At 57.3% G+C, this 22,546-nt stretch carries 21 protein-coding genes; 15 read left to right on the top strand and 6 right to left on the bottom strand.

Annotated elements, in window-relative coordinates; translation table 11 throughout:
* The first annotated feature begins 283 nt into the window (after positions 1 to 283).
* Entirely contained in the window at positions 284 to 1,129 is an 846-nt protein-coding gene (locus DYY88_RS02970) for a M48 family metallopeptidase (protein WP_044150915.1), read from the top strand.
* Here the strand turns inward: DYY88_RS02970 and DYY88_RS02965 are convergent.
* The 3 genes from DYY88_RS02965 to DYY88_RS02955 all read right to left on the bottom strand — a co-directional run bounded on the left by DYY88_RS02965 (position 1,110) and on the right by DYY88_RS02955 (position 3,814).
* Entirely contained in the window at positions 1,110 to 1,967 is an 858-nt protein-coding gene (locus DYY88_RS02965; protein ID WP_044150913.1) for a pantothenate kinase, read from the bottom strand. The genes DYY88_RS02970 and DYY88_RS02965 overlap by 20 nt on opposite strands.
* Positions 1,960 to 3,222, bottom strand: a complete 1,263-nt coding sequence (locus tag DYY88_RS02960; RefSeq protein WP_044150911.1) for a glycerate kinase type-2 family protein — start codon at positions 3,220 to 3,222, stop codon at positions 1,960 to 1,962. The genes DYY88_RS02965 and DYY88_RS02960 overlap by 8 nt, the downstream gene beginning before the upstream one ends.
* A gap of 130 nt (positions 3,223 to 3,352) precedes the next feature.
* Complete coding sequence (locus tag DYY88_RS02955; protein ID WP_130199307.1) at positions 3,353 to 3,814, bottom strand: hypothetical protein; 462 nt, start codon at positions 3,812 to 3,814, stop codon at positions 3,353 to 3,355.
* 318 nt (positions 3,815 to 4,132) lie between these two features.
* On the opposite strand from DYY88_RS02955, the gene DYY88_RS02950 reads away from it, so the two are divergent.
* The 7 genes from DYY88_RS02950 (at position 4,133) to DYY88_RS02920 (ending at position 9,791) form a co-directional block, all read left to right on the top strand.
* Complete coding sequence (locus tag DYY88_RS02950; protein WP_039725336.1) at positions 4,133 to 4,426, top strand: ATP synthase subunit I; 294 nt, start codon at positions 4,133 to 4,135, stop codon at positions 4,424 to 4,426.
* Between the two features lie 4 nt (positions 4,427 to 4,430).
* The gene (locus tag DYY88_RS02945) at positions 4,431 to 5,150 is read left to right on the top strand and encodes a F0F1 ATP synthase subunit A (RefSeq protein ID WP_044150909.1); all 720 of its coding nucleotides are present in this window, start codon (positions 4,431 to 4,433) and stop codon (positions 5,148 to 5,150) included.
* Positions 5,151 to 5,204: 54 nt separating this feature from the next.
* Positions 5,205 to 5,495, top strand: coding sequence for a F0F1 ATP synthase subunit C (locus tag DYY88_RS02940; protein WP_039725335.1), 291 nt, complete (start codon positions 5,205 to 5,207; stop codon positions 5,493 to 5,495).
* Positions 5,496 to 5,501: 6 nt separating this feature from the next.
* Positions 5,502 to 6,284, top strand: coding sequence for a F0F1 ATP synthase subunit B family protein (locus DYY88_RS02935; protein WP_044150907.1), 783 nt, complete (start codon positions 5,502 to 5,504; stop codon positions 6,282 to 6,284).
* A gap of 127 nt (positions 6,285 to 6,411) precedes the next feature.
* On the top strand, positions 6,412 to 7,956 hold the full coding sequence (locus DYY88_RS02930) for an alternate F1F0 ATPase, F1 subunit alpha (protein WP_044150905.1): 1,545 nt from the start codon (positions 6,412 to 6,414) through the stop codon (positions 7,954 to 7,956).
* Positions 7,957 to 8,883 (top strand): F0F1 ATP synthase subunit gamma, encoded by a 927-nt coding sequence (locus DYY88_RS02925; protein WP_039725334.1) that lies wholly within the window; start codon positions 7,957 to 7,959, stop codon positions 8,881 to 8,883.
* A 233-nt stretch (positions 8,884 to 9,116) separates the two neighbouring features.
* On the top strand, positions 9,117 to 9,791 hold the full coding sequence (locus tag DYY88_RS02920) for a response regulator transcription factor (RefSeq protein WP_039725333.1): 675 nt from the start codon (positions 9,117 to 9,119) through the stop codon (positions 9,789 to 9,791).
* Positions 9,792 to 9,976: 185 nt separating this feature from the next.
* Here DYY88_RS02920 and DYY88_RS02915 read toward each other — a convergent pair whose 3' ends face one another.
* A complete protein-coding gene (locus DYY88_RS02915) occupies positions 9,977 to 11,722 on the bottom strand; it encodes a CHASE domain-containing sensor histidine kinase (protein WP_039725332.1) in 1,746 nt (581 codons plus the stop codon).
* A gap of 173 nt (positions 11,723 to 11,895) precedes the next feature.
* Complete coding sequence (gene rbp / locus DYY88_RS02910; RefSeq protein ID WP_039725331.1) at positions 11,896 to 12,180, bottom strand: RNA-binding regulator; 285 nt, start codon at positions 12,178 to 12,180, stop codon at positions 11,896 to 11,898.
* Between the two features lie 540 nt (positions 12,181 to 12,720).
* Here rbp and DYY88_RS02905 point away from each other — a divergent pair.
* The 3 genes from DYY88_RS02905 (at position 12,721) to DYY88_RS02895 (ending at position 16,574) form a co-directional block, all read left to right on the top strand.
* Entirely contained in the window at positions 12,721 to 14,409 is a 1,689-nt protein-coding gene (locus DYY88_RS02905; protein WP_039725330.1) for an ABC transporter substrate-binding protein, read from the top strand.
* 294 nt (positions 14,410 to 14,703) lie between these two features.
* Positions 14,704 to 15,729, top strand: coding sequence for an ABC transporter permease (locus DYY88_RS02900; protein WP_039725329.1), 1,026 nt, complete (start codon positions 14,704 to 14,706; stop codon positions 15,727 to 15,729).
* Positions 15,726 to 16,574, top strand: coding sequence for an ABC transporter permease (locus tag DYY88_RS02895; protein ID WP_039725328.1), 849 nt, complete (start codon positions 15,726 to 15,728; stop codon positions 16,572 to 16,574). The genes DYY88_RS02900 and DYY88_RS02895 overlap by 4 nt, the downstream gene beginning before the upstream one ends.
* Before the next feature lie 199 nt (positions 16,575 to 16,773).
* On the opposite strand, the gene DYY88_RS02890 is transcribed toward DYY88_RS02895, so the two are convergent.
* Positions 16,774 to 17,145, bottom strand: coding sequence for a four helix bundle protein (locus DYY88_RS02890; RefSeq protein WP_039725327.1), 372 nt, complete (start codon positions 17,143 to 17,145; stop codon positions 16,774 to 16,776).
* A 123-nt stretch (positions 17,146 to 17,268) separates the two neighbouring features.
* On the opposite strand from DYY88_RS02890, the gene DYY88_RS02885 reads away from it, so the two are divergent.
* The 4 genes from DYY88_RS02885 to DYY88_RS02870 all read left to right on the top strand — a co-directional run bounded on the left by DYY88_RS02885 (position 17,269) and on the right by DYY88_RS02870 (position 22,030).
* Entirely contained in the window at positions 17,269 to 18,306 is a 1,038-nt protein-coding gene (locus DYY88_RS02885) for an ABC transporter ATP-binding protein (RefSeq protein WP_084606947.1), read from the top strand.
* A 187-nt stretch (positions 18,307 to 18,493) separates the two neighbouring features.
* The gene (locus DYY88_RS02880; RefSeq protein ID WP_039725326.1) at positions 18,494 to 19,477 is read left to right on the top strand and encodes an ABC transporter ATP-binding protein; all 984 of its coding nucleotides are present in this window, start codon (positions 18,494 to 18,496) and stop codon (positions 19,475 to 19,477) included.
* A gap of 231 nt (positions 19,478 to 19,708) precedes the next feature.
* On the top strand, positions 19,709 to 20,935 hold the full coding sequence (locus DYY88_RS02875) for an amidohydrolase/deacetylase family metallohydrolase (protein ID WP_130199306.1): 1,227 nt from the start codon (positions 19,709 to 19,711) through the stop codon (positions 20,933 to 20,935).
* Between the two features lie 486 nt (positions 20,936 to 21,421).
* Positions 21,422 to 22,030, top strand: coding sequence for a hypothetical protein (locus DYY88_RS02870; protein ID WP_039725325.1), 609 nt, complete (start codon positions 21,422 to 21,424; stop codon positions 22,028 to 22,030).
* The last annotated feature ends 516 nt before the right edge of the window (positions 22,031 to 22,546 follow it).

Genomic DNA, 22,546 nt, shown 5'->3' with positions numbered 1-22,546 from the left:
ATGTGATTGCAATCAGCCGTTTATCCACACGTTGCAAACCCGTTGACGACTGTCAGGGTTTGGACTGGGCAACGCGCAAAGACCGTCAGCAGCTGCAACGCGAATCTGTGCGTCAGCTATGTAACGGGGGCAATGTCATCAAACACATATTTAATCACCCCGCTGGCAACTTCGAGGCAAATTTTAACGTCAATGGGAGTTAAGCCACCAATTTAGGCACTCTATTCGCAGGAATAGGGGATGTGAGGAGCCAGAACAACGCAAGGGCAGGAACAGAATACTCATGAATGATTTGATGCACTCACTAAAACGATTGAGTCGGCGCTGGCTATATGGCGCGATCGCGCTCGTGGTGGCTACGGGTTTAGTCGTCACCACGCCCCAGCCATCCAAAGCGGATATCAATATTTTTGATCTCATTTTTAACGGTATCCAATATGTTCAACTCTCAAATTTGAGTGATGAACAGGAAGTTGACATTGGCCGCCAAACGGATCGCGCCCTCAAGCGACAAGGGATCCGGGTGCTAAGACAGGATGTCCCTGTTTCGCAATACATCAACGAGATTGGGCAGCGGTTGGCGATGGTGAGCGATCGCAACCAAATCCCCTACACCTTCCAAATCGTGGCGGACGACAGCATCAATGCCTTTGCCACCTCGGGCGGGTTCGTCTACCTCAACACTGGGTTGATTAAAGCCGCTAACAATGAAGCCGAGCTGGCGGGGGTCGTTGCCCACGAAATCGGTCACATTGTGGGTCGCCACTCCATCAACCGGATGCGGGAGATCACTTTGGCCAACGGCATTGTCGGCGCACTCGGAGTTTCACAAGACGACTTGGTCAATATTGGCGTGCAGCTGGCGCTGTTTTTGCCCAATAGCCGCACCGCTGAGTACGAGGCAGATGAACTGGGTTACGAAAACCTGGGACAAGCGGGGTATGACCAACGGGGCTTGATTTCCTTCATGCAAAACCTGCGCAGCGGCACGCCCGAATTTTTTAGCTCTCACCCGGATCCCGGCAACCGAGTGAACCGACTGCAGGAAATGTATGCCGATTCGCACCGGGAAGAGGCGACCTACGGCACCAACCCGGAAATCTATCGCTCTAGAATTGCGGGTCTGTAGCCAGCAAAGCAGGCTGGAGACGACTTAAACCGAAAAACGTCAGGTGCGGCTCTACGGCCATTCCTGGCGTTTTTTGATGGTGCTGCTGCCACCACTGATAAAGGCGGGAACCATCGCCCCCGGTCAACACCACATACCCCGTGGGATACTCCTGCTGCCAGGCTTGGAGATAGTCGGTCAGGGTGGCTAACGTGCCATAGATGACGCCACTGTGGATGGCGGCGGCGGTATTGCTAGCCCAACGCGATGGCAGTGCTGTCGGCAGGTGAGCCGTCGGCAAATTGGCGGTGTTGGCGGCTAAGGTGGCGAACTGGGTGGTCAGTCCCGGCAAAATGGCTCCGCCGATGAAGCGCTCTGCCGTGCCAGCGGTGAAGGTCAGCGCCGTGCCCGCATCAATGACCAGGATGGGCCAACCGTAGCGATCGCCCGCCCCCAGCAAGTTCAACGCGCGATCGATGCCTAGGCTGGGATACAGATTGGCGAGGGGAATGTCGGCCAGCGTCACCTCTCGGAAGCCAGAATAGCTCTGCCACAGTGCCGTTTGGGCCGGGACGACGGAAGCGCCATATAGCCGCAGGGGCGATGGGGATGTCGCAATGGCTGTGAGCGGGGCCAACTCGTCGAGCGTGTCCTGATCGAGCAGTTGGAGCGATCGCCAGGCTGCCAGGTCAAACTGTTGATCAATCAACGCTGCCACTTGAGGCGCCGTTAAATGGGGTGTGTGCCAAACGGCCTGCCACTGCTGTTGATAAAAGAGTCCCCAGTGCAGTCGCGTGTTGCCCACCACCAGCCCCAACCACGGCGCCGCCGAGGAGGATGCAGAGGACGAACTAGGCATCGATCAAGATGGCGCGAAAGTCATTCACATTGGTGAGGGTGGGGCCAGTGGTCACCAGTGCCTCCACCCCCTCAAAGAACGAATAGCTATCGTGGGCTGCCAGCAGCTCCCCCGCTTTGAAGCCGCGATCGCGACCCTGGGGCACGATGGTCGGCCAAATCACGGCTCCGGCATTATCTTCACTGCCATCAATGCCATCGGTATCGCAGGCGATCGCCCACACCTTTTCTCGCCCTTTGAGCGCTACCGCGAGGGAGAGCAAAAATTCGCTGTTGCGGCCTCCTTTCCCCGCTTCTCCAGTCACGGTTACGGTGGTCTCTCCCCCCGAGAGAATGATGCAAGGCGGCGCGATCGGCTGCTGATACTGCACCACTTGCTGCACAATGCCTGCATGCACAATGCCCACCTGGCGAGCCTCGCCCTCGATCGCACTGCCCAAAATCAGCGGTTGGTAGCCTAACGCTTGCGCCTTCTGGGCGGCGGCTTCCAGCGATTGCTGCGGCGCGGCGATCAGGTGATTGGTGGTGGTGCTCAGGCGCTCATCCCCCGGGGCGATGACCGGATCCGGGTTCGCTTGCAAATAGGCCAACACCTCCGGCGGTACATGAATGTCGTATTTCTGCAAAATGCGCAGCGCATCCTGAGCCGTCGCCGTGTCACCCACCGTGGGACCCGAGGCGATCGCCCGCAGGTCATCCCCCGGCACGTCGGAGATCAGCAACGACACCACCTGAGCCGGATACGCCGCCGCCGCCAATCGCCCGCCGCTAGAGCGAGAGAGATTCTTGCGCACGGCATTCATTTCGCCAATATCTGCGCCCGATCGCAGCAGTTGCCGATTCAAATCGGCCAACACTTCTAACCCAATACCGACGGGAGGCAGGGTTAACAGCGCTGACCCCCCGCCGGAAATCAGGCAAATCACCAAATCGTCGGCCCCCAGCGGCGTCACCGTTTCAAGAATGCGCTCCGCCGCCGCCATCCCATTGGCATCGGGGACGGGATGCGCCGCTTCCAACACTTCCACTCGTTGGGTCGCGGCACCATGCCCGTAACGGGTGACCACCACCCCCGACAAGGGTTCCGACCAGGCTTGTTCGACTGCCCGGGCCATCGCCGCCGCCGACTTACCAGCCCCGACCACCACCGTCTTGCCCTTGGGGGGCGGTGGCAAAAAGGCGGGGATGCGGCATTCAGGTTGAGCGGCGGCCACTGCAGTATCAAATAATTGGCGCAAAATCTCAGTCGGAGACATAGGGCTTTCTGACTCGGTCAGAGCATTATGCCAAATTCAGTCACTGCGGTCAGACAAAGGCGCCACAACCCTGCCGATATCTACCAACTAGCAACCGTTGTGCCGGCTCTGAAGCGCGAAAAAATTAAACTTAATAATCCAATGTGACGGTTTTGTACGGATCAGCCTGATCGGTTCTGGCGGGTGGATAAATGACGCTGTTGGGTTCTGATAGCGATCGCGGCGTCGGCGCACTGGTTTCACCCATTTCCCGGGCTTGGTTGCTGAGGTGATCAATTTCTTGGTCTAAAGCCGCGAGCCGATTTTGGATGCGATCGCGGCGCTTCTCCAAGCTACTGAGTTCTTGATGCAGCCGTTTGCGCTCGACGGTGAGTTTGTACAGATTCAAATAGTGCGACGACTCGGACTGTTGTCGAGGCATCGTACTGACTTTGGGATGAATGCGGCTAGGGGGGCGGGAAAATGACATGGCAATTAATGGCGGAGGGGCGATCACTCCAGGATGGGCAACATCGCGAGCGTCGTTGAGCAGAGCGATGTGGCCGGTGGACTCGGGGCGATAAACACAGCGCCGCATCCGGCGACGAACCATATCCAGAGCAGCCCCAACGCCTTCAACCTAGCTCACAGCTCCGATTTCCTGGCGTTGCAGCAGTGTATGTTTACAAACCGAGCCTTTCTACATTGTGGCTCTCAGCGACCCAGCGATCATGCGATTCGGCTAAAAAAGGCCGCGATCGCGTCAAGTCTGAGACGCCCCACAAGATGCACTGGTAAGTAGAGGGGCCAAGAGTTGAACTTTTGCAACTCGAACTTTAAGTCTTCCGTCAGCCAGGAAATTTCCCGCTGATCGTTGCTTACCATCGAGACAGCAGTGATTTTTCGCATCAACGCTGCAAGGAGGTAAAAGATGTCAGCGGGCACTTTGATCCTGGCTTTTTTGGCGGGTGCGGGGTTAGGCGGCTTTTTCTTTGGCAGCCTGTGGTTTACGGTGCGTCAGTTGCCCACCACGGGGTGGCCGGTGCGGCTGATGGTGGGCAGCTACTTTGGGCGCATGGCGATCGCGCTCCTCGGCTTTTACCTGATTATGCAGGGCGATTGGCGGCGAGCGATCGCGGGACTGGTCGGGTTTGTCACGGCCCGGTTCATGCTGATGCGGCGCTTGCCGTTGGGGCGATCGCGCACCCCGGACGCGGTGGGGTAAGCCGATGGAAATCACCCCTGACCACATCATTTACTGGCAGTCTGGCTTTTTTAAGCTCAATGCGACGCTGGTGTTTTCCTGGGTGACGATGCTGGTGCTAGTCTTCATGGCCGGGTGGGTGACGCGCCACCTCGCCGTCGGGCCAGACCGCATATCGCGCTGGCAGCACGGAGTCGAAATTATCGTGACCGCCATGCGTGACCAAATCGGCGACGCCAGCCGTCAGGATGCGCGGCCCTTTTTGCCGTTTATCGGCACCTTATTCTTGTTCATTGCGACCGCTAACATTATCGAGATCATCCCCGGCCTGATGTCGCCAGCGGCGTCACTGTCTACCACGCTGGCCTTGGCTCTGTGCGTGTTCATCGCCGTGCCCTTGTTTGGCATTCAAAGTTTGGGGTGGGGACGCTATCTCCAGCATTACATCGAGCCGACGCCAGTCATGCTGCCGTTCAACCTCATCAGTGAACTTTCGCGCACGATCGCCCTCGCCATTCGGCTTTTTGGCAATGTCATGAGCACGAGTTTGCTGGTGGCGATTTTGCTGTCCATTGTGCCGCTGTTCTTTCCTGTGGTGATGCAGGCGTTTGGACTGCTGGTCGGCGTGATTCAGGCGTATGTGTTTGCCATTTTGGCGATGGTCTACATCGCGTCGGGGATGCGGCGACAACAGGCCAAAACCGACGCGGCAGATGCCACCGTGGCCAGTGAGGGGCAGGCATAGCCAGCAACCTTCGCCCATCACGGGTGGACAGGCACTTTATCTAGGAGTCAAGCCATGGAAAATCTGACCGAATTGGGCTGGATTGGCGTGATCTCGATTATGACCGCCGGACTCACGATCTCCATTGGCGCGATCGCCCCGGCGATCGGCGAAGGTCTGGCGTTAGCCCGCGCGCTGGGGGCCTTGGCCCAACAGCCAGACGAGGCCAACACCATCACTCGCACCCTGTTTGTGGGCTTGGCCCTGGTGGAATCCACCGCCATTTACTGTTTTGTCGTGTCGATGATTTTGATCTTTGCCAATCCCTTTTGGAATTACTTCATCGAGCAGGCGGGGGGAGGGTAAGGCATCATGCTGATTGACTGGTTTACGGTCATCGCCCAGATCATCAACTTTCTGATCCTGCTGTTTTTGCTGCATCGGTTTTTGTACCAGCCGATTCTCAAAACGATTGATCAGCGACAAGACCAAATGCAGGCGCGGTGGGATGCCGCCGAGGCCGAACAAGTGAAAGCGGCGGCGGCAGCGAAGGAATATCACCAAGCTCAGCGAGCCCTGGAAGCCCAGCGCGAGCAACTGCTCAGTCAGGCCCAAGCCGAAGCGGCAGCGCTGCGCCACCAAGAAGTGCAGCAAGCTCAAGCCGAACTCGCGCACAAACGCCAGCAATGGGCTACCGCCTTGGCCCATGAGCAACACAGCCTTTTGACCGATTTGCAAGCCGAATTTGGCGCACAGATGGTCGCGATCGTGCGGCGAGTGCTGCAGGATATTGCCAACACCGATTTAGAAGCGCAAACTGTCTACGCCTTTCAACAAAAGCTGCGTGGGTTGGATGATGGGCAGCGGCGGGCGATCGCTACAGCCTTTGCTGATCATCCCGTCACCGTACAAACCAGTGACGACCTCTCCGAGGCCAGCCAGGCCGCGCTATGCCAAACCCTGCGTGAGACTCATCTGCTGAATGGGCAAGCCATCCACTTCGAGCGATCGCCCCAACTCCTCTGCGGCATCCGGCTACAAAATGACGCCTATGACCTTGCCTGGAGTGCCGAAGATTATTTGCAGGCGTTGGAAAAAACAATGAGATCGGCCCAATCTGATTCTCATTCCCAAGGCCAATCGGCTCGTTCTTGAGGGGCATGGTGAAATGGTGCACCCTACGCGAATGCACCCTACGCGAATGCACCCTACACGCTCACCCACTCCACCGACCTCACCCTCACACCCTCACACCCTGCCACCCTCACACCCCACTCCACCCATGCTCACCGCCCTGCTCCATGACACCCTCGACGCGCTACTCCAGCGCGATCGCGATCCAGTCCCCCAACTCCGGGAAGTGGGGACGATCGCCTCGATTAGCGAAAGCATCGCCACGGTTACGGGGCTGCCTCACACCCAGGCCGATGAGTTGCTGATGTTTCGGGGGCAGGTACCGGGGATTGCTTTTAACCTTGACGCGGATGAGCTGGGGGTGATTTTGTTGGGGGCGAGTGACCACCTGGAGGTCGGCCAGCGGGTAGAGCGCACCGGGCGGGTGGTGGATGTACCGGTCGGGGATGCCTTGCTGGGGCGGGTGATTGATCCGACGGGCAGACCGTTGGATGGGCTGGGGGCCATTGCCGCCAAAGAACGCCGACCGATTGAGCGGGCAGCCCCGCCGTTTATCCATCGCGCCCCGGTCAAGGTGCCGTTGCAAACGGGGCTGAAGGTGGTGGATGCGCTGATTCCGGTGGGGCGGGGCCAGCGGGAACTGATTGTGGGCGATCGCCAGACCGGCAAAACGGCGATCGCGGTGGATACCATTCTCAATCAGCATGATCAGGACATGATTTGCATCTACTGTGCGATTGGGCAGCGGGCGAGTGCGATCGCCAACGTCATTGCCACCCTGCGCGATCGCGACGCGCTGGACTACAGTCTGGTGATGATGTCTACGGGCGAAGATCCCCCGGCGCTGCAATACATCACCCCCTACGCCGCCACCACTGTGGCGGAATACTTTATGGATCAGGGGCGCGATGTGCTGGTGGTGTACGACGACCTGACCCGCCACGCCTGGGCCTATCGCGAACTGTCGCTGCTGCTGCGTCGGCCCCCCGGGCGCGAGGCGTACCCCGGCGATATTTTCTACATTCATTCGCGACTGCTGGAGCGATCGACCCGGCTGAAACCAGAGTATGGCGGCGGTTCTCTCACGGCGCTGCCGATTGTGGAAACCCAGGCGCAAAACCTGGCGGCGTACATTCCCACGAATTTGATTTCCATCACCGACGGTCAGATTTATCTGTCCCCAGAACAATTTCAGCAGGGAATTTTGCCCGCCGTGGAAGTGGGAAAATCGGTGTCGCGGGTGGGCGGCAAAACGCAACTCCCCGCCTATCGCGATGTTGCGGGAGATCTGCGGCTGTCCTATTCCCAATACAAAGAGATGGAGGTATTTGCTCGCTTTGGCACCCAGCTCGACGACGATACTCGCCACACCCTGGCGCGGGGGCGGCGGGTGCAAGAGGTGTTGAAGCAGCGCCAAGCCGAACCCCTGGCTGCTGCTGAGCAAATCGCGGTCTTGCTCGCCCTGGCTGAAGGGGAACTGGATGGGGTGCCCTTAGCGGATATTCAGCGGGTGACAGCGGCCATTCGGCAGGCGGTGCGCTGGGAACGGGCGGACCTTTGCGACCAAATTGAGGCGGGGGAAAACTTGTCCGATCGCGATCGCGCTGCCCTACTCGCCGTGGCCGCCCAAGCCGTTGATGATGCGATCGCCGCCGCGCCATCCCCATCGTCCCCCGCAGATAGTGAGGTCTAAATGCAAACCCCTGAAGCCCTCAAGTCGCAAATCGGCAGCACCGCAGATCTGCAATCGGTGGTCAAAACTATGAAAGCCCAGGCGGCAGTTAGCATTCAGCAGTACGAAGCGGCCCTGGCTTCCCTGCAGCAATATTCCCACACCCTCGAGCTGGGACTGCAAATTTTGCTCCAGCAGTCAGCCTCGGTCGCGCCGCCGGCGGCGTTGGCCCCAGCCTCGTCTTCACCCGATCCGTTAGGCATCATTTTATTTGGGTCTGATCAGGGCTTGTGCGGGCAGTTTAATCAGCAAATTGCCCAGTACCTCGATCGCTACCTGGGCGATCCGCCGATCGCGATCGCTGAACAGCGCCACCTTGCCGTCGTCGGTGCTCGCCCTCTGCCGACGCTGCAAGAGTTGGGCCTGCGAATCGACGAAACCTTTGCCGTACCCAGCAATGTTGATGGCATTACCGCCACCGTTCAAGACCTGTTGCTGATGATCGATCGCTGGCAAACCCACTGGGGAACGATTGGCTCGCGTGGCCTGGTGCCCAACCAACGGATTCTGCTGTTTTATAACCGGCCTACGTCGAGCGTCGCCTACGAATCTGTGATTGTGCAGCCGCTACCCCTTGATGAAGCTTGGCTGGCTCAACTGCGGCAGCGCCCCTGGCCCAGTCGCCGCTTACCTACCCCCCTGATGGATCCGGAAACCCTGTTTTTCAAGCTCGTGCGACAATACCTGTTCATTTCGCTGTATCAGGCTCTGGCGGCCTCCCTCGCGAGCGAAAATGCCAGCCGCCTTGCCGCCATGCAGGCCGCCGAAAGCAACATTGACGACCGTCTCGAAGACCTCACCCGGCAATATCGCCAGCAGCGCCAAAGCGCCATCACCGCCGAGCTCCTGGATGTCATCTCTGGCTTCGAAGCCTTGACCGGACAATAAAAAAGTTTTTGATTTATGTAATCTGCATTACCGTGTGCATCTCTGGCAAAACGCATGATGCCAACATCTAAAAGATTTTCCTTGAGGGCGGTGAGGCGGTTAGGGGCTGACACCGGGGCTTGGGTGCCCTGGACTGCCACCAAGCCAGTTCTCGTTTCCAACAAGGAAAGTCATTGAGCAGGTTGAACGAGCTTGGGGGCCTCTCTCCTACCAGAGAGGGCAATGCTGTCGCTATGCGGATCTTGTTAGTCGAAGACGATCGCCATCTATCGGCATCGCTGGCCGAAGCGTTAGAAGCGATGCGATATACCGTGGATGTTGCCACTGACGGCGAAACCGCTTGGCAGCACATGCGACTCATGCCCTACGACCTCATGCTGATGGATGTGACGCTGCCGTGCCTGGATGGGCTGGCCCTGTGTCAACGGATGCGATCGCACAGCATTCATGCGCCCGTGCTCATGCTCACCGCCCGCGATACTCGCCAAGACAAAATTGCGGGGCTCGACGCTGGGGCCGACGCTTACATGGTCAAGCCCTTTGACCTGGCAGAGCTCACCGCTCAAATTCGGGCGCTGTTACGACGCGGCCAGACCAGTGCCACCACGACCCTGACCTGGGGAGCGCTCCGACTCAACCCCAACACCTATGAAGTTACCTATGGGGATACGCCGCTGCGGCTGACACCCAAAGAGTTTGCCATCCTCAATTTACTGATGCGGCATGGTCGTCGAGTCCTCAGTCGCTACTTCATGTTGGAATCAATCTGGCCGATGGACGACCCCCCTGGCGAAGAAACGGTCAAGGCGCATCTCAAATCCCTGAGGAAGAAATTGCACAAGGCAGGTGCCCCCCGGAACTTTGTGGAAACCGTGCATGGGTTGGGATATCGGTTGATGGAGGTTTAGCACGGAGAGGAGCGGAGGAGCGATTGGGGCAGGGGAGCGGGGGAGATGAGGAGCGGGGGAGCGATGATAAATCAGCAGATTAACGTTCGACATGTCATCTAGTCCCCCTTGCCCCCAAAGCCCCCTTGCCCCCAAAGCCCCCTTGCCCCAACCGCCCCCCTGCCCTGATGCTCCCCTGCCCTCACTCACTCCACCTGCGGTAGCCACACTGTCACAGTGGTTCCCCCATCAGCGTTACTGGCGATCGCCAACGTGCCTTGATGAATATCGACGCAGGTTTTGACCACCGCCAGCCCTAAGCCCGTGCCGGAAACCGCTCCGACATTTTCGCCCCGATAAAAGGCATCCAGAATCGCCGATCGCTCTTCTGGCAAAATGCCGATGCCTTGATCCACCACTTGAAAGCACACAGCCGTTTTTTCCTGGTGAATCATCAGGCGAATCGAGCTGTGCTCTGGGGAATATTTGGCGGCGTTGGAGAGCAAATTTAGCAGGATGGAGCTGAGCAAACTCTTGTCGGCAAAAATTTGGCTGTGTGTGGCATTGCCTGCTCGCAGCAGCGTTTGTCCCGCTTTGAGATGAATTTGTTCGTACAGCTGCTGGCAAAACGGTTCCAGCGCAATGATTTCGGGGTTGAATTCCAGCTTGCCCGCCTCGGCCCGCGTCAGAGTCAGCATATCGTTGACGAGTTTGCCCATGCGTTGGGCGGCCACTTGAATGCGATCGAGGCTACTGGCACGTTTTTCGGGCGATAGCTCGTTGAGGTTGGCCGCTAGGGACTGGGCCGACACGGAAATGATGCTGAGTGGCGTGCGCAGTTCATGAGAGGCCATGGAAAATAGCCGCAGCTTCAGGTCGCTCAATTCGCGAGTGCGTTGCAGTTCGCTTTGCCAGCGCGCCACATAAATCAGCACCGTTGCTGTCAGCAATAGCCCAATCACCAAAGTTGCCACAGTGCCCCAGAGAAAAGTCTGCATACTGCTGGGCACAAACACGATCTGCCATTCGCGCTGGCCCAGCTGAATGGTTTGAATGCAATCTGCGGGCACTGCGCAGAGGGCACTATTGGTTTCGAGAATGGTGATCTTCTGCGGCTCGGCACTGACGCTGCGCGAAGCAGTCTGATAAACCCCCAACAGCTGCTCGCTGGGCTGTGCCGTTTGGTCCAGAATGTAAAAATCGATATCGTAATCCAGGTCGCGCAAGGATTCTTCCACCACATCGGCGACCCGAAACACGCCGAGCACGTACCCTAAAATCTTGCTCTGGCGGTCGGCCAGGCTGACGGTTGGGGCTTCGTAGATGGGGGCAAAGACCAAAAAGCCGTACTGGTTTTCATTGGTTTCTTGCACGAGCTGAATGCGCCCGGTAGCGGCGATCGCGCCCGTATCCCGCGCTTGCTCTAACGCAATGCGGCGCGTCTCATCGGAGGCGAGGTCATAGCCGAGCGCTGGTTCGTTACTGGGAATGGGTTCGAGAAAGGTGACGGGCACGTAGCGATCGCGCTGCTCAGCGGGAATGAGTTGTCCCGTTTGCTCATCGCGTTCGGTAATGAAGGTGCGATCGCCGTCGGTTAACTGACTGAGCTGCTGCTCGTAATTCGCTCGCTCTGGTTGGGTGACTTGTGGCGCCCACTCCAGCGCTTGAATGCCGGGGTAGGTGGTCACTGCCCGATTTACAAAGCGCCGAAAAGCGGCGTCATCAACTTCGTTATTGGCCGCATCATATAAATCACTGATGGAGAGCAACAGTTCGGTGTAACGGTTGGTGGTGCGCTGCAATGCGGTGGTGAGGTTGTTCGTTTGTTTTTGAAACTCACTCTGCCGCGAAAGCCTTTCCCACCGCTCGACCCACGCAGTCGCCGCCAGAGTCAGTACCAGACCCAACCCCAAAATCAGCGCCGTTGGGAAATAGCGGAGTAACCGTACCATGTACCTCTTAACCGCAACCGGTCGTGGGCTTCAAAGCAGCCCAGCGCTCACGCTCCACCCCGGCTTGCGACATAAAAAAAGCTTCAGACAATTGCCTGAAGCTTACCGTATCTTTAGCTCAAAAAATTTTGTCTAAGATACAAAATCGACTATCCAATTTTTGCTCTCAAAGCTTAGTAGCTACGAGAAAAACTGTCGCGACGATTATTACGGTTTTCACGAGGCTTGGCCTTGTTAACTTTGAGGTCACGACCCATCCACTCAGCACCATCAAGGGCGTCAATGGCGGACGTTTCATTGGCTTCGTCACCGAGTTCCACAAAGCCAAAGCCCCGCATGCGGCCCGTTTCACGATCAACCGGTAGCTGAACTCGCTTGACGGAACCGTACTTCGAAAACACAGAATTTAGATCTTCTTCTGTGACGTCATAGGACAAATTGCCCACATAAATCGACATATTAGTTGTCTCCAAAATTGAACTTAACTTGAGAAGGAAATTTCGGAGAGAACTGTGTCAATACAAAAACGCAAACGCTATTTAATACTTGAAACAAAAGCTACAACCGATATCTAACATCTTCACCCCCACACCTTAACACCTAAAAGTCATCGTGGTGTTTTTTGGCCAGAATTCTGCTCAGCTTTTCAGTGGAAATGGTCTGACTCAGGCTCATTCTCCATTGGCAGGATGGCTTCAGAGCCTGTGAGGATGGCGGATAGCGCGATCGCTGCGCCCTGTCAAAACGGTCTAAATACTTCTGGGATTTAGAAGATACAAAAAGCAATCTTCCCGATTTCTTCCCGATTTCTTCTCAAAAAATTGCTGGGGTGAATCGTATGGTGGCACCCAACTCCCAGCGGCAACTCGCCGCCCTGTAGGAATCGTAGCGCTTTTTACCATTTTCGAGAATACATCTTGAGAAATCGGTGAGCGATCGCTTGAGAGTTTTGAATTACAGGTCATCCCTGTGACTGTCCCCTTCACCCTTAGATTGCCATGAGACGCCGACGCTTAATTCAAACCAGTATGGGATTTGCCGCTGGCCTTACCCTGGCGGGTGGCCTCAAAGCGTGTAGCAGCAATGACACCGCCTCTACCCCCGATACCGCCCCCGCCGACACCGCCGAGGGGGGTGCGGCAGCTGGTGATGCGACCCTGACCGTTGTGCAAGGCGGCGGCTTTCCCAACAGTTTGGACTTGCACCGGGTGGGCACCAATCGTCCCGCTTACGGGGTTTCCTGGGTGATTTACGATCGCCTCATGACCTTCGGTAAAAAGACTTTGGATGATGGTTCCATTTCCTACGACTACACCGTGCTGGAACCCGAGCTGGCCGAAAGTTGGGAAATGGCCGAAGACGGTATGTCTGTGACCTTCACCCTGCGCTCCGACGCCATCTTCCACGACGGCACCCCCGTCACCGCTAACGATGTGAAATGGTCCTTCGATCGCGCCGTTTCCATCGGTGGCTTCCCCAGCTTCCAGATGAAAGCCGGGGCTCTGGAAAGTCCCGATCAGTTCGAGGTGGTGGACGACCAAACCTTTAAGGTGAACTTCCTGCGCCCCGACAAGCTCACCATGATCGACATGGCGGTGCCCATTCCCGTCATCATTAATGCCAAGCTCGTCGAGCCTCACCTCACGGACGACGATCCCTGGGGGGCAGAATGGCTCAACAACAATGACGCGGGCAGCGGTGCGTACACCATCAAAGAGTACCAACCCAACGAGCGCATCGTGTTGGAGCGCTTTGAGGACTGGAAATCTGGCCCCATGCCCCAGGTCAAAGAAGTGATTTTGCTCAACGTTCCCGAAGCGGGCAACCGCCGCGCCCTGCTGGAGCGAGGGGATGTCGATGTCAACTTTACCGTGTCGGAAAAAGACCAGACGGAATTGGACGCGACTGGCAACTTTACCGTCGTTTCCACGCCAATTGAAAACTGCCTCTATTCCGTAGATATGCACGCCAACCCAGAGTTGAATGGCGAAGCCAATCCCTTGGGCGATGTGAAAGTGCGGCAAGCCATTTCCTACGCCATTCCCTATGACGCCATTATGGATACGGCTTTGTATGGTCAGGCGGTGCCGATGTATGGCGGTTCTGCTAAGCCAGAGACCATTGACTGGCCCCAGCCCAGCCCCTACACCACCGATATGGAGCAGGCCAAAGCCCTCCTGGCGGAATCCGGCTATCCCGATGGCTTTGAAACCACCCTCGCCTTTGATATGGGGACGCAAGAGTGGGCTGAACCGACGGTGGTGCTGATTCAAGAAGCGCTGGCCGAACTGGGCATCACCGTCAATATTGAGAAGGTGCCTAGTGCTAACTTCCGCTCCGTCTTGGTGGAAAAGAGCCGTCCCATGATTATCAACAACTTTGGCGGCTGGTTGAACTATCCCGATTACTTCTTCTTCTACGCCTACCACGGTCAAGACGCCACCTTTAACGGCAGCTCTTACAAAAATCCGGAAATGGACACCAAAATCGAGGCCGCCCTCGCTTCGGAACCGGGCAATAAGGAGTACGACGACAACGTCAAAGGCTTTATCGAGATGGCCTGGCAGGAAGTGCCCCGCGCTCCGCTGGTGCAGCCGCAACTTGGCGTCGCCATGCAGCCCAACATCACCGGCTACCAGTACTGGTTCCATCGGCAGTTGGACTTCCGGCAGTTAGAGAAGGCGTAGCGCTGGAGGCAGGAGAGCGTGAGGGGCAAAGGGGGCGTAAGGGGCAAGGGAGCATTAGGGGCAGGGGAGCTTTGGGAGCCAGATAGGCCAAAATGTTTCCTCCCTTAACATGTTTCCTGCCTTAACAGATGATTTATCCCCCCCTCTCCCTCGCTCCCTTTCTCCCCATCCCCCCATCCCCCTCGCTCCCTTTCTCCCCATCCCCCCATCTCCCTAGCTCCCCATCCCCCATTTCCCTCGCTCCCTTTCTCCCCTGACGATTTATTCCGCCATCCCCTAGCCCCTCCCCAAACCATGGCCCATTCCACTGGCAAAATTATTGGTCAACGCATTCTCGGCGCGATTCCCAGCGTGATTGGCGTGATCATTGTGACCTTTGTGTTGACGCGAGCGTTGCCGGGAGATCCGGCGGCGTTTTTTGCGGGTCCGGCGGCGACGGCAGAGGCGATCGAAGAGGTGCGCGCCAATTTAGGACTCGACAAAACCTTGCCAGAACAGTTTTTTCTGTACCTCGGTGATCTCGTACGTGGTGATTTGGGGACCTCGCTCACGACCGGACAAACCGTGGTGTATGACTTGATGACGCGGCTCCCCGCCTCCCTCGAATTGACCTTGGCGGGGTTGGTATTTGCGATCGCCCTGGCCCTCCCCCTCGGCATCCTTGCCGCCACCAAACCCAACTCCTGGATTGACCACGGCGTACGTCTGCTAGCCACCGCAGGGGTTTCCCTCCCGACCTTTTTTACGGGGCTGTTCCTCATTTACGTGCTCTATTACAAAATGGGTGTCGTTCCTGCACCACTTGGCCGACTCGATATTTTGTACAGCGCACCACCCAAAATCACGGGGCTGTATCTCATCGATAGTTTGTTGGCGGGCGACTTAGAGCTGTTCTGGGCAGCGGCTTCTCAACTCTTTTTGCCTGCCGTGACGCTGGGCCTCTTTGCCCTCGCGCCCCTGGCCCGTGTCACCCGCGCCTCCATGCTGGGGATGCTGTCTAGCGACTTCATTCGCACCGCTCGCGCCAGTGGCCTGCCCCCCCGACAGGTACTGTTTGGCTACGCTTTCCGCAATGCCATGCTGCCCGTCATTACCACCCTCGGCGTCGTGTTCTCGTTTCTGCTGGGAGCCAACATTTTGGTGGAGAAGGTCTTCGCCTGGCCCGGCATCGGTTCCTACGCGGTCGAAGCCCTGGTGGCCTCGGACTATGCCCCGATTCAGGGATTCATCCTGACCATGGCGCTGCTCTACGTGGTGCTGAATTTGCTCATTGATTTGCTCTACGTCGTGATTGACCCACGGGCAGGAGTTGACGCATGACCTCTACGACCTTCCAACATACCCGCTACGTCATCAGCGAGAATTTGGTCACCTTTGGGGCCTTTGCGCTGTTTTTGGTGTTCGTACTGTTTGCCATCTTTGGCGAAGCGATCGCCCCTTACGATCCCCTCGCGAGCAATTCCGCCGTCGCCCTCCAGCCACCTTCAGCGGCCCATTGGTTTGGCACCGACGAATTGGGGCGCGACATTCTCAGCCGGGTAATTGTCGCCACGCGCTTGGATTTGGGCATCGCTGTCGTCGCAGTGTTTCTATCGTTTTTAGTCGGTAGTTTGCTAGGCACTTGTGCGGGGTACTTTGGGGGGTGGAGCGATCGCATCATTTCCCGCTGCATCGACACCCTGATGGCCTTTCCCCTCTTCGTACTCGCCATGGGATTGGTCGCTGCCCTGGGCAACACCGTTGCCAACATCATTTATGCTACGGCCATCATCAATCTGCCGCTCTATACCCGCGTCGTGCGGTCAGAGGTTCTGGTACGCCGCGAAGCCGGGTTTGTCGAAGCGGCCCGGCTGACGGGGAACAGCGAATGGCGCATCATGGCGCGTCACCTGTTTCCCAACGTGCTCCCGGTGATGATGGTGCATATTTCCCTAAATATGGGCTGGGCCATTCTCAATGCGGCTGGCCTATCCTTTATCGGTCTGGGCGTACAGCCACCGACTCCAGAATGGGGCATCATGGTCGCCGAAGGCGCGACTTACATCGTCTCGGGGGAATGGTGGCTCGCGTTGTTCCCTGGTGCAGTTCTAATGCTGGCGGTTTTCTGTTTTAACCTGCTCGGTGACGGATTACGCGATCTGATCGATCCCCGCATGCGTACGTGAGAGAGCAAGGGAGCAGGGGAGAGGGGGAGCAGGGGAGAAGAGATAAGGAGTCGTTTAATACATGCTTAGCTATCAGCAAATTTCATCATCGCCTCAGTTCTTTCTGCTCCTAAGGCTCCTTCTACCCCCACAGCCCCCCTGCCCCAAAGCTACCTCGCCCCTCATCTCCCCTGCCCCTAAAGCCCCCCTGCCCTCTGGCTCATATCAACCAAGGAGATGGATTATGAATGATTTTCACCAGCTTGCCGAGAATGCGATCGTAATTGTGCGACAGGTCTTTCCCCAGTTCCGGTTTCAAATAGCCACACTTGACTGCAAAGTTGATCCAGGTCTGCGTCTCGGCGGCTTCTGCTTCTGAATCACTCAACTTAGCAATAAACGCCGCTCGATATCGACGTTTCCGCCAGGCTTCAGCCAAATTTGCACACACCGATCGCGAAGACCTCCGCATCTGATCCGTTAACGAATATCGCTCCTCGACCGGAAACCGCTTACTGACTTGAAATAGCTGCATCGCCATCTCAAAAGCCAGCTGATAAACCTCCAGTTCCTCATGCCCTCGTATCGCCATAATCCCTAATCACCCTGAAACGCAATTCCCCCTCATTTTTCCCAAATCTTCCCCCTGAACACTTTTCAACCTTTTCCTACTCCCCTGCCCCTCCGCTCCCCTGCTCCCCCGCCCAAACCACCTATGACACTGCACCCGTCTTCCTCATCCCCACTAACCTCAGCGGCAACCGATCCAGCTACGCCGCAGCTGTTAAAGGTCGAAAATCTCGACGTTGAGTTTCGCACCCGCTCTGGAACTGTCAAAGCGCTAGAGGCGGTCAACTTTGCGATTCAGCCGGGGGAAACCGTTGGGATCGTGGGGGAAAGTGGCTCCGGTAAATCGGTCACCGCTTTTACGTTGATGGGCGTGTTAGATCGCGCCGGGAAAGTCACGGGTGGCAGTGCGCTTTTCCAGACCGATCGCGTGGCCGTTGACCTGCTCAAAGAGCCCGAATCATCGCTGCGGCAGTTGCGGGGTAAAGAGCTGTCGATGATCTTTCAGAATCCTCGTACGGCGCTGAACCCCATTCGGAAAGTGGGCAAACAGATTACCGATGTGTTGCGCTGCCACACTGACCTGTCGGGAGCGGCCCTACGCGATCGCGCCATCGAAATGCTCGCCAGCGTCCGTATTCCCGACCCCGAAAAGCGCTACGACGCTTACCCCTACGAACTCTCCGGTGGCCTCTGCCAGCGCATCATGATTGCGATCGCCCTCGCTTGCTCACCTAAACTGCTCATCGCCGACGAACCCACCACCGGGCTAGACGTGACCACCCAAGCCACCGTGATGAATCTCATCAAAGACTTGGCCACCCAGCAGCAGATGGCCGCCATCCTCATCACCCATGACCTCGCCCTGGCATCCGAGTACTGCGATCGCATCGTCGTCATGCACGCTGGACACGTCGTTGAGTCTGCTCCCACCCATAGCCTGTTTCAAGCGCCGCGACATCCCTACACCGCCAAACTCATCGCCGCCACCCCCGAACCCCACAAAGCCTTCGCCGACCTGATTCCCATCACCGGTAACCTGCCCGACCTCAAGGCGACCACCATTCCCCCCTGTCGCTTTAGCCAACGGTGCGATCGCTACGACCCCGCCCTCTGCGACCAAGCCCCCCTCGTCCGTGAACACCTCTCTCCCGATCATCAAGTTGCCTGCTGGAAACCACTGTGAGAGCAGGGGAGCGGGGGAGCAAGGCAGATCAGTATCGGTAGATGAGCCATCAGCATATATTTTTCTCAAACCTCCAAAGCCCCCTTGCTCCCCTTGCCCCTTCAGCTCCCAAGCCCCCCTGCCCCCTTGCTCCCCAAGCCCCTCAAGCTCCCCAAGCCCCCCTGCCCCATCTCACCCATCTCCACCCATGACCTCCCTCTCCCCCTCTCCCCCCCAAACCGATACCCTCCTGCAAGTTCGCGATCTCTGTAAAACTTTCTCGATCAGCAAAACCGCTAACCTGCATGCTGTCGATCATGTCTCCTTCAACATTCAAGCTGGAGAAAGCGTGGGACTGGTGGGCGAATCAGGCTGCGGCAAATCCACGTTGATTCGGCTCGTGACACGCCTGCTCGACGTCACTTCCGGCACCATCCAATTCGACAACACGATTTTGAGTACAGTGGCGGTTCGCCAATTCCCCAAAAGCCCCCACCGCAAGGGCATTCAACTGGTCTTCCAAGACCCCACCGATAGCTTGAACCCCCGATTCACTGCCTACGACACCATCACCGAACCCATCAAGCGATTAGAAGGCGGACACGACAAGGCTCAACTGCAAGCCCGGGCGGCTGAACTCGCCGAACTGGTGGGCCTGCCGCAAGAACTCCTGAACCGCTTTCCCCACCAACTCTCTGGCGGCCAAAAAGCCCGTGTCGGGATTGCGCGCGCGATCGCTCTCAACCCCAAACTCCTCGTCCTCGACGAACCCACCTCCGCGTTGGATGTCTCCGTGCAAGCGGTGATTCTGCACCTGCTCGCCGATCTCAAAGAGCGCCTGGGGATGAGCTATCTGTTCGTGTCCCATGACTTGAACGTGGTGCGGCTGCTGTGCGATCGCATCTTGGTCATGTATCTCGGCAAAATTATCGAGTCTGGCCCGGTGGAGCAAGTCTTCAACCATCCTCGCCACCCTTACACCGAAGCCCTGATTTCCGCCATTCCCAGCTTTGAAGCCAAACCCCACCCCATCCCCCTGACTGGCGAGCCCCGCAGCCCCATCAACCCCGACCCCAACGTTTGCCGCCTCTACGGTCGCTGTCCCAAAGGCGAAGACCAATGCCAGCAAGTCATGCCCACCCTGGAAGAAGTCGCCCCCGATCATTGGGCTGCCTGTCATTTTCATAACTGAAGATAGGAGCAGAGGAGCGGGGGAGCAGGGGAGCAGGGGAGAAAGGGGGCTAATGCTTGTTGGTAAATCTTTTGAAGAATTGCTCATTCAGAGATTCTGAGCCTTCTGCCCCTTAGGCTCCCTTGCCCCAAAGCCCCCTCGCCCCTCATCTCCCCTGCCCCTAAGCCCCTTGCCCTGCCCCCTTGCTCCTCACGCCCCCTTGCCCCCGAAGCCCCCCTGCCCTCAAAGCCCATGATCACCATGCAAACCTACGACCTCGTCCTCAAAGGCGGACACGTCATCGACCCCAGCCAATCCCTCGATGGGTTTTACGATGTCGCGATTCAGGATGGCAAAATTGCGGCCGTTGTCACTGAACTGCCACCCCACACGACCAAAGCCACTCAAAATGTCACCGGGCAACTCATCTGTCCTGGCTTCATCGATCTCCACGTTCACGTTTACGAATGGGTGACGGACTTTGGCCTATGGCCCGATGATGTCGGTGTGAACGCGGGCGTCACCACCATCGTTGACCAGGGTAGCTGCGGCCCACTGACGTTCCTTGGCTTCAAGGCCAACATCGTAGAACAGGCCCAGACGGACGTGCGCTGCTTTCCTTCCGTGAATATGGCTGGAGCCCTGAAAGGGGGCATGGGTTCTCCCGCCTTACACAGTCCCGACATGGTTGACCTCGAAGCTTTGCAGCAAATGGCGGCAACCTATCCCGAAATTGTGCGCGGGTTCAAAGTGCATGGCGAGTCGGGAGCCCTGTCTCGCTGGGGCACCCAGGTGATCGAGCTGGCGCGACAGGCCGCTGATGCGGTGCAACTGCCCCTTTATGTCCACACGGGCGAACTGTTCGCCGTGGTTGAGGAAAACCGCCCATCCCCCGAGCAGGTGATTGATTATGTCTTGCCGCATCTCAAGCCAGGGGATTTGCTGGCGCATTGTTACAGCTGTCGTCCCGATGGACTGATGGGCGATCGCGACACGCCTTCTCCTGCTCTGATGCAAGCGATCGCGGACGGAGTACGCCTGGACTTGGGCCACGGCATCAACTTCAGTTTTGCGATCGCCCGTCGCATGATGGCTCGGGGATTGCTGCCATACACCATCAGCAGTGACGTCCACGGTGATTTTGCCACGCCCCACAACGACGCTACCCTCGACTACAGCCTCTGTGGTGCCCTCTCTAAACTGGTCGCCTTGGGCATGAAACTGAAAGAGGCGATCGCGGCCGTCACCCTGCATCCCGCAACGGTCCTCAAAGCTGAAGCGGAACTCGGTACCCTGAAAGTCGGCACTCGCGCCGATATCACCGTGCTAGACCGCATCGACGCGCCTTGGGTCTGTCGGGATGCCGCCGGAGAAGAGGTGATCGCCCCCCAGCAACTGCGCCCCGCCTGGGTCGTTAAATCTGGTCAGCCCATTCAGCCCCATCGCCGCTTACTCAGGGATTTAGCGATCGCCAGCTAAATTGCCAGCCAGTGGTTTTCCACAACCGCATGTGCAGAACTGCAGACCGGGGCCGTGACCCACCGAAGACACCTTCCCGGTCAGTCAAACTCAATGCTCACTGTTCTTTAAGACATCGCCAGCGGCTGACTACCCGTTGAGTCATGCTTTGTGTGAGGCGTCCTCTTGGGCTAAACCCAAATTTGGCCAAGCGCCGATGATGAATTTGGATGAATTTGGCTGCATTTTGATATCCCCCCATCTCAGAACAACGATCTATGCTCTCGTCTCCTCTCAAAAAGCGACACGATTGCTCGTCTGTCCTTCGCCTTGGGAGGCTGCTGCCATGTTTCCCGATCAACCGACCAACCACTGGTTCACAAAAAGACGTTAATTATCCAGGTCAGCCTCCGGGTTTTGCCGCCCCAAACGTGTAAGTTAATAGGCTTCTGCCTGGGCAAAATGCATCGCCTCACCATCGGGATCGTGAACCGGCACCCTTGAGTCATGAAGAAGTCCGAGCTGATTAAGCTAGCCCAACAAGGGCACCCCCAAGCGATCGCCCTGCTGCTCAATCATTCTCTCCAGTCTCAAAACATCCAGGCGACTGTCGGTGAGCACGCAGGCACCCTACACATTGTGCTCGAAAGTCAGCCCCCGCCCGCTCAGGCCACTTACAGCAAAGCTGTGCACCAAGGACTCCAAAAGCTCGCGATCGCCGCGATCGACAAAGCTCATATTTATGGCCGCACGACCGGCCATCGTGAGTTTGCCTGGAAGACCGTCGTGTCTTTGCGAGAAAACACCGTCATCGACCAAAGTCAGTTCACCCTATCACCGTCCCGGTTTACCTCACCAGAACCCTCTCCAAATAAGCTATCCACCCCTCCCCGCCGCCCCCCACAACAGCCACAGTTCAGATGGCAGTTTTGGATCAGCTGGTTGCTCCTGAGTCTGGGCAGTAGCGCGATCGCGTTTACCGTGGTGGGTATTTTCAGCCGTTATCTCAAACCCCACGACACTCTTACCCAACGGGCGATGGCTGCCCTGACTTTATGCATCGTTGGCAGTATAGGCTTGCTGATACAAAGCCGACCTCCGCACCGTCATCCCTAATCTCAAGACCCCAGTCCCCAGCTCCATGGCCTCTCTAGCCCCGGCGCCACACTGCCAAATTCCTGGTTGGTGAATAATCACAATTCCTGATCGGCATTAGCGACGACAGGTCACTAGCCCTACTTAGAAAATGACGCCCCCAAAACAAGCCCCACCAAGGTGGGCTATGTTGCCCTCAAAACGAGTCACGCCGCAGCAAGAATCGAGTCTTGCCCCGGCGTGATCTTAATGATTGAAGAGGTGCGGCACAGTAAGCGTCATGCCCTGGCGAGAGAGTGACTCGGCGCCCAATCGCGGCCTTTGGCGTTGGGAAGCAATCGAACCTACCCTACGCCGACCGAGCTTTGTGCCACCAAAAGCGACGACGAGTATCCACAAATGTGCCGCAATTGCCGCATTTTTTAATGCCCCGTACGCGAATGCGACGCAGTTTTGTTTCACCACAGTGGGGACATTGGACTGATTGAATCTTCATGTGTTTTCAGGCTGGGAATATTCGGACAACTGTCTACATAC

The organism is Leptolyngbya iicbica LK (assembly GCF_004212215.1).
Taxonomy (GTDB): domain Bacteria; phylum Cyanobacteriota; class Cyanobacteriia; order Phormidesmidales; family Phormidesmidaceae; genus Halomicronema; species Halomicronema iicbica.
This window is presented reverse-complemented; position numbering and strand designations above follow the sequence as displayed.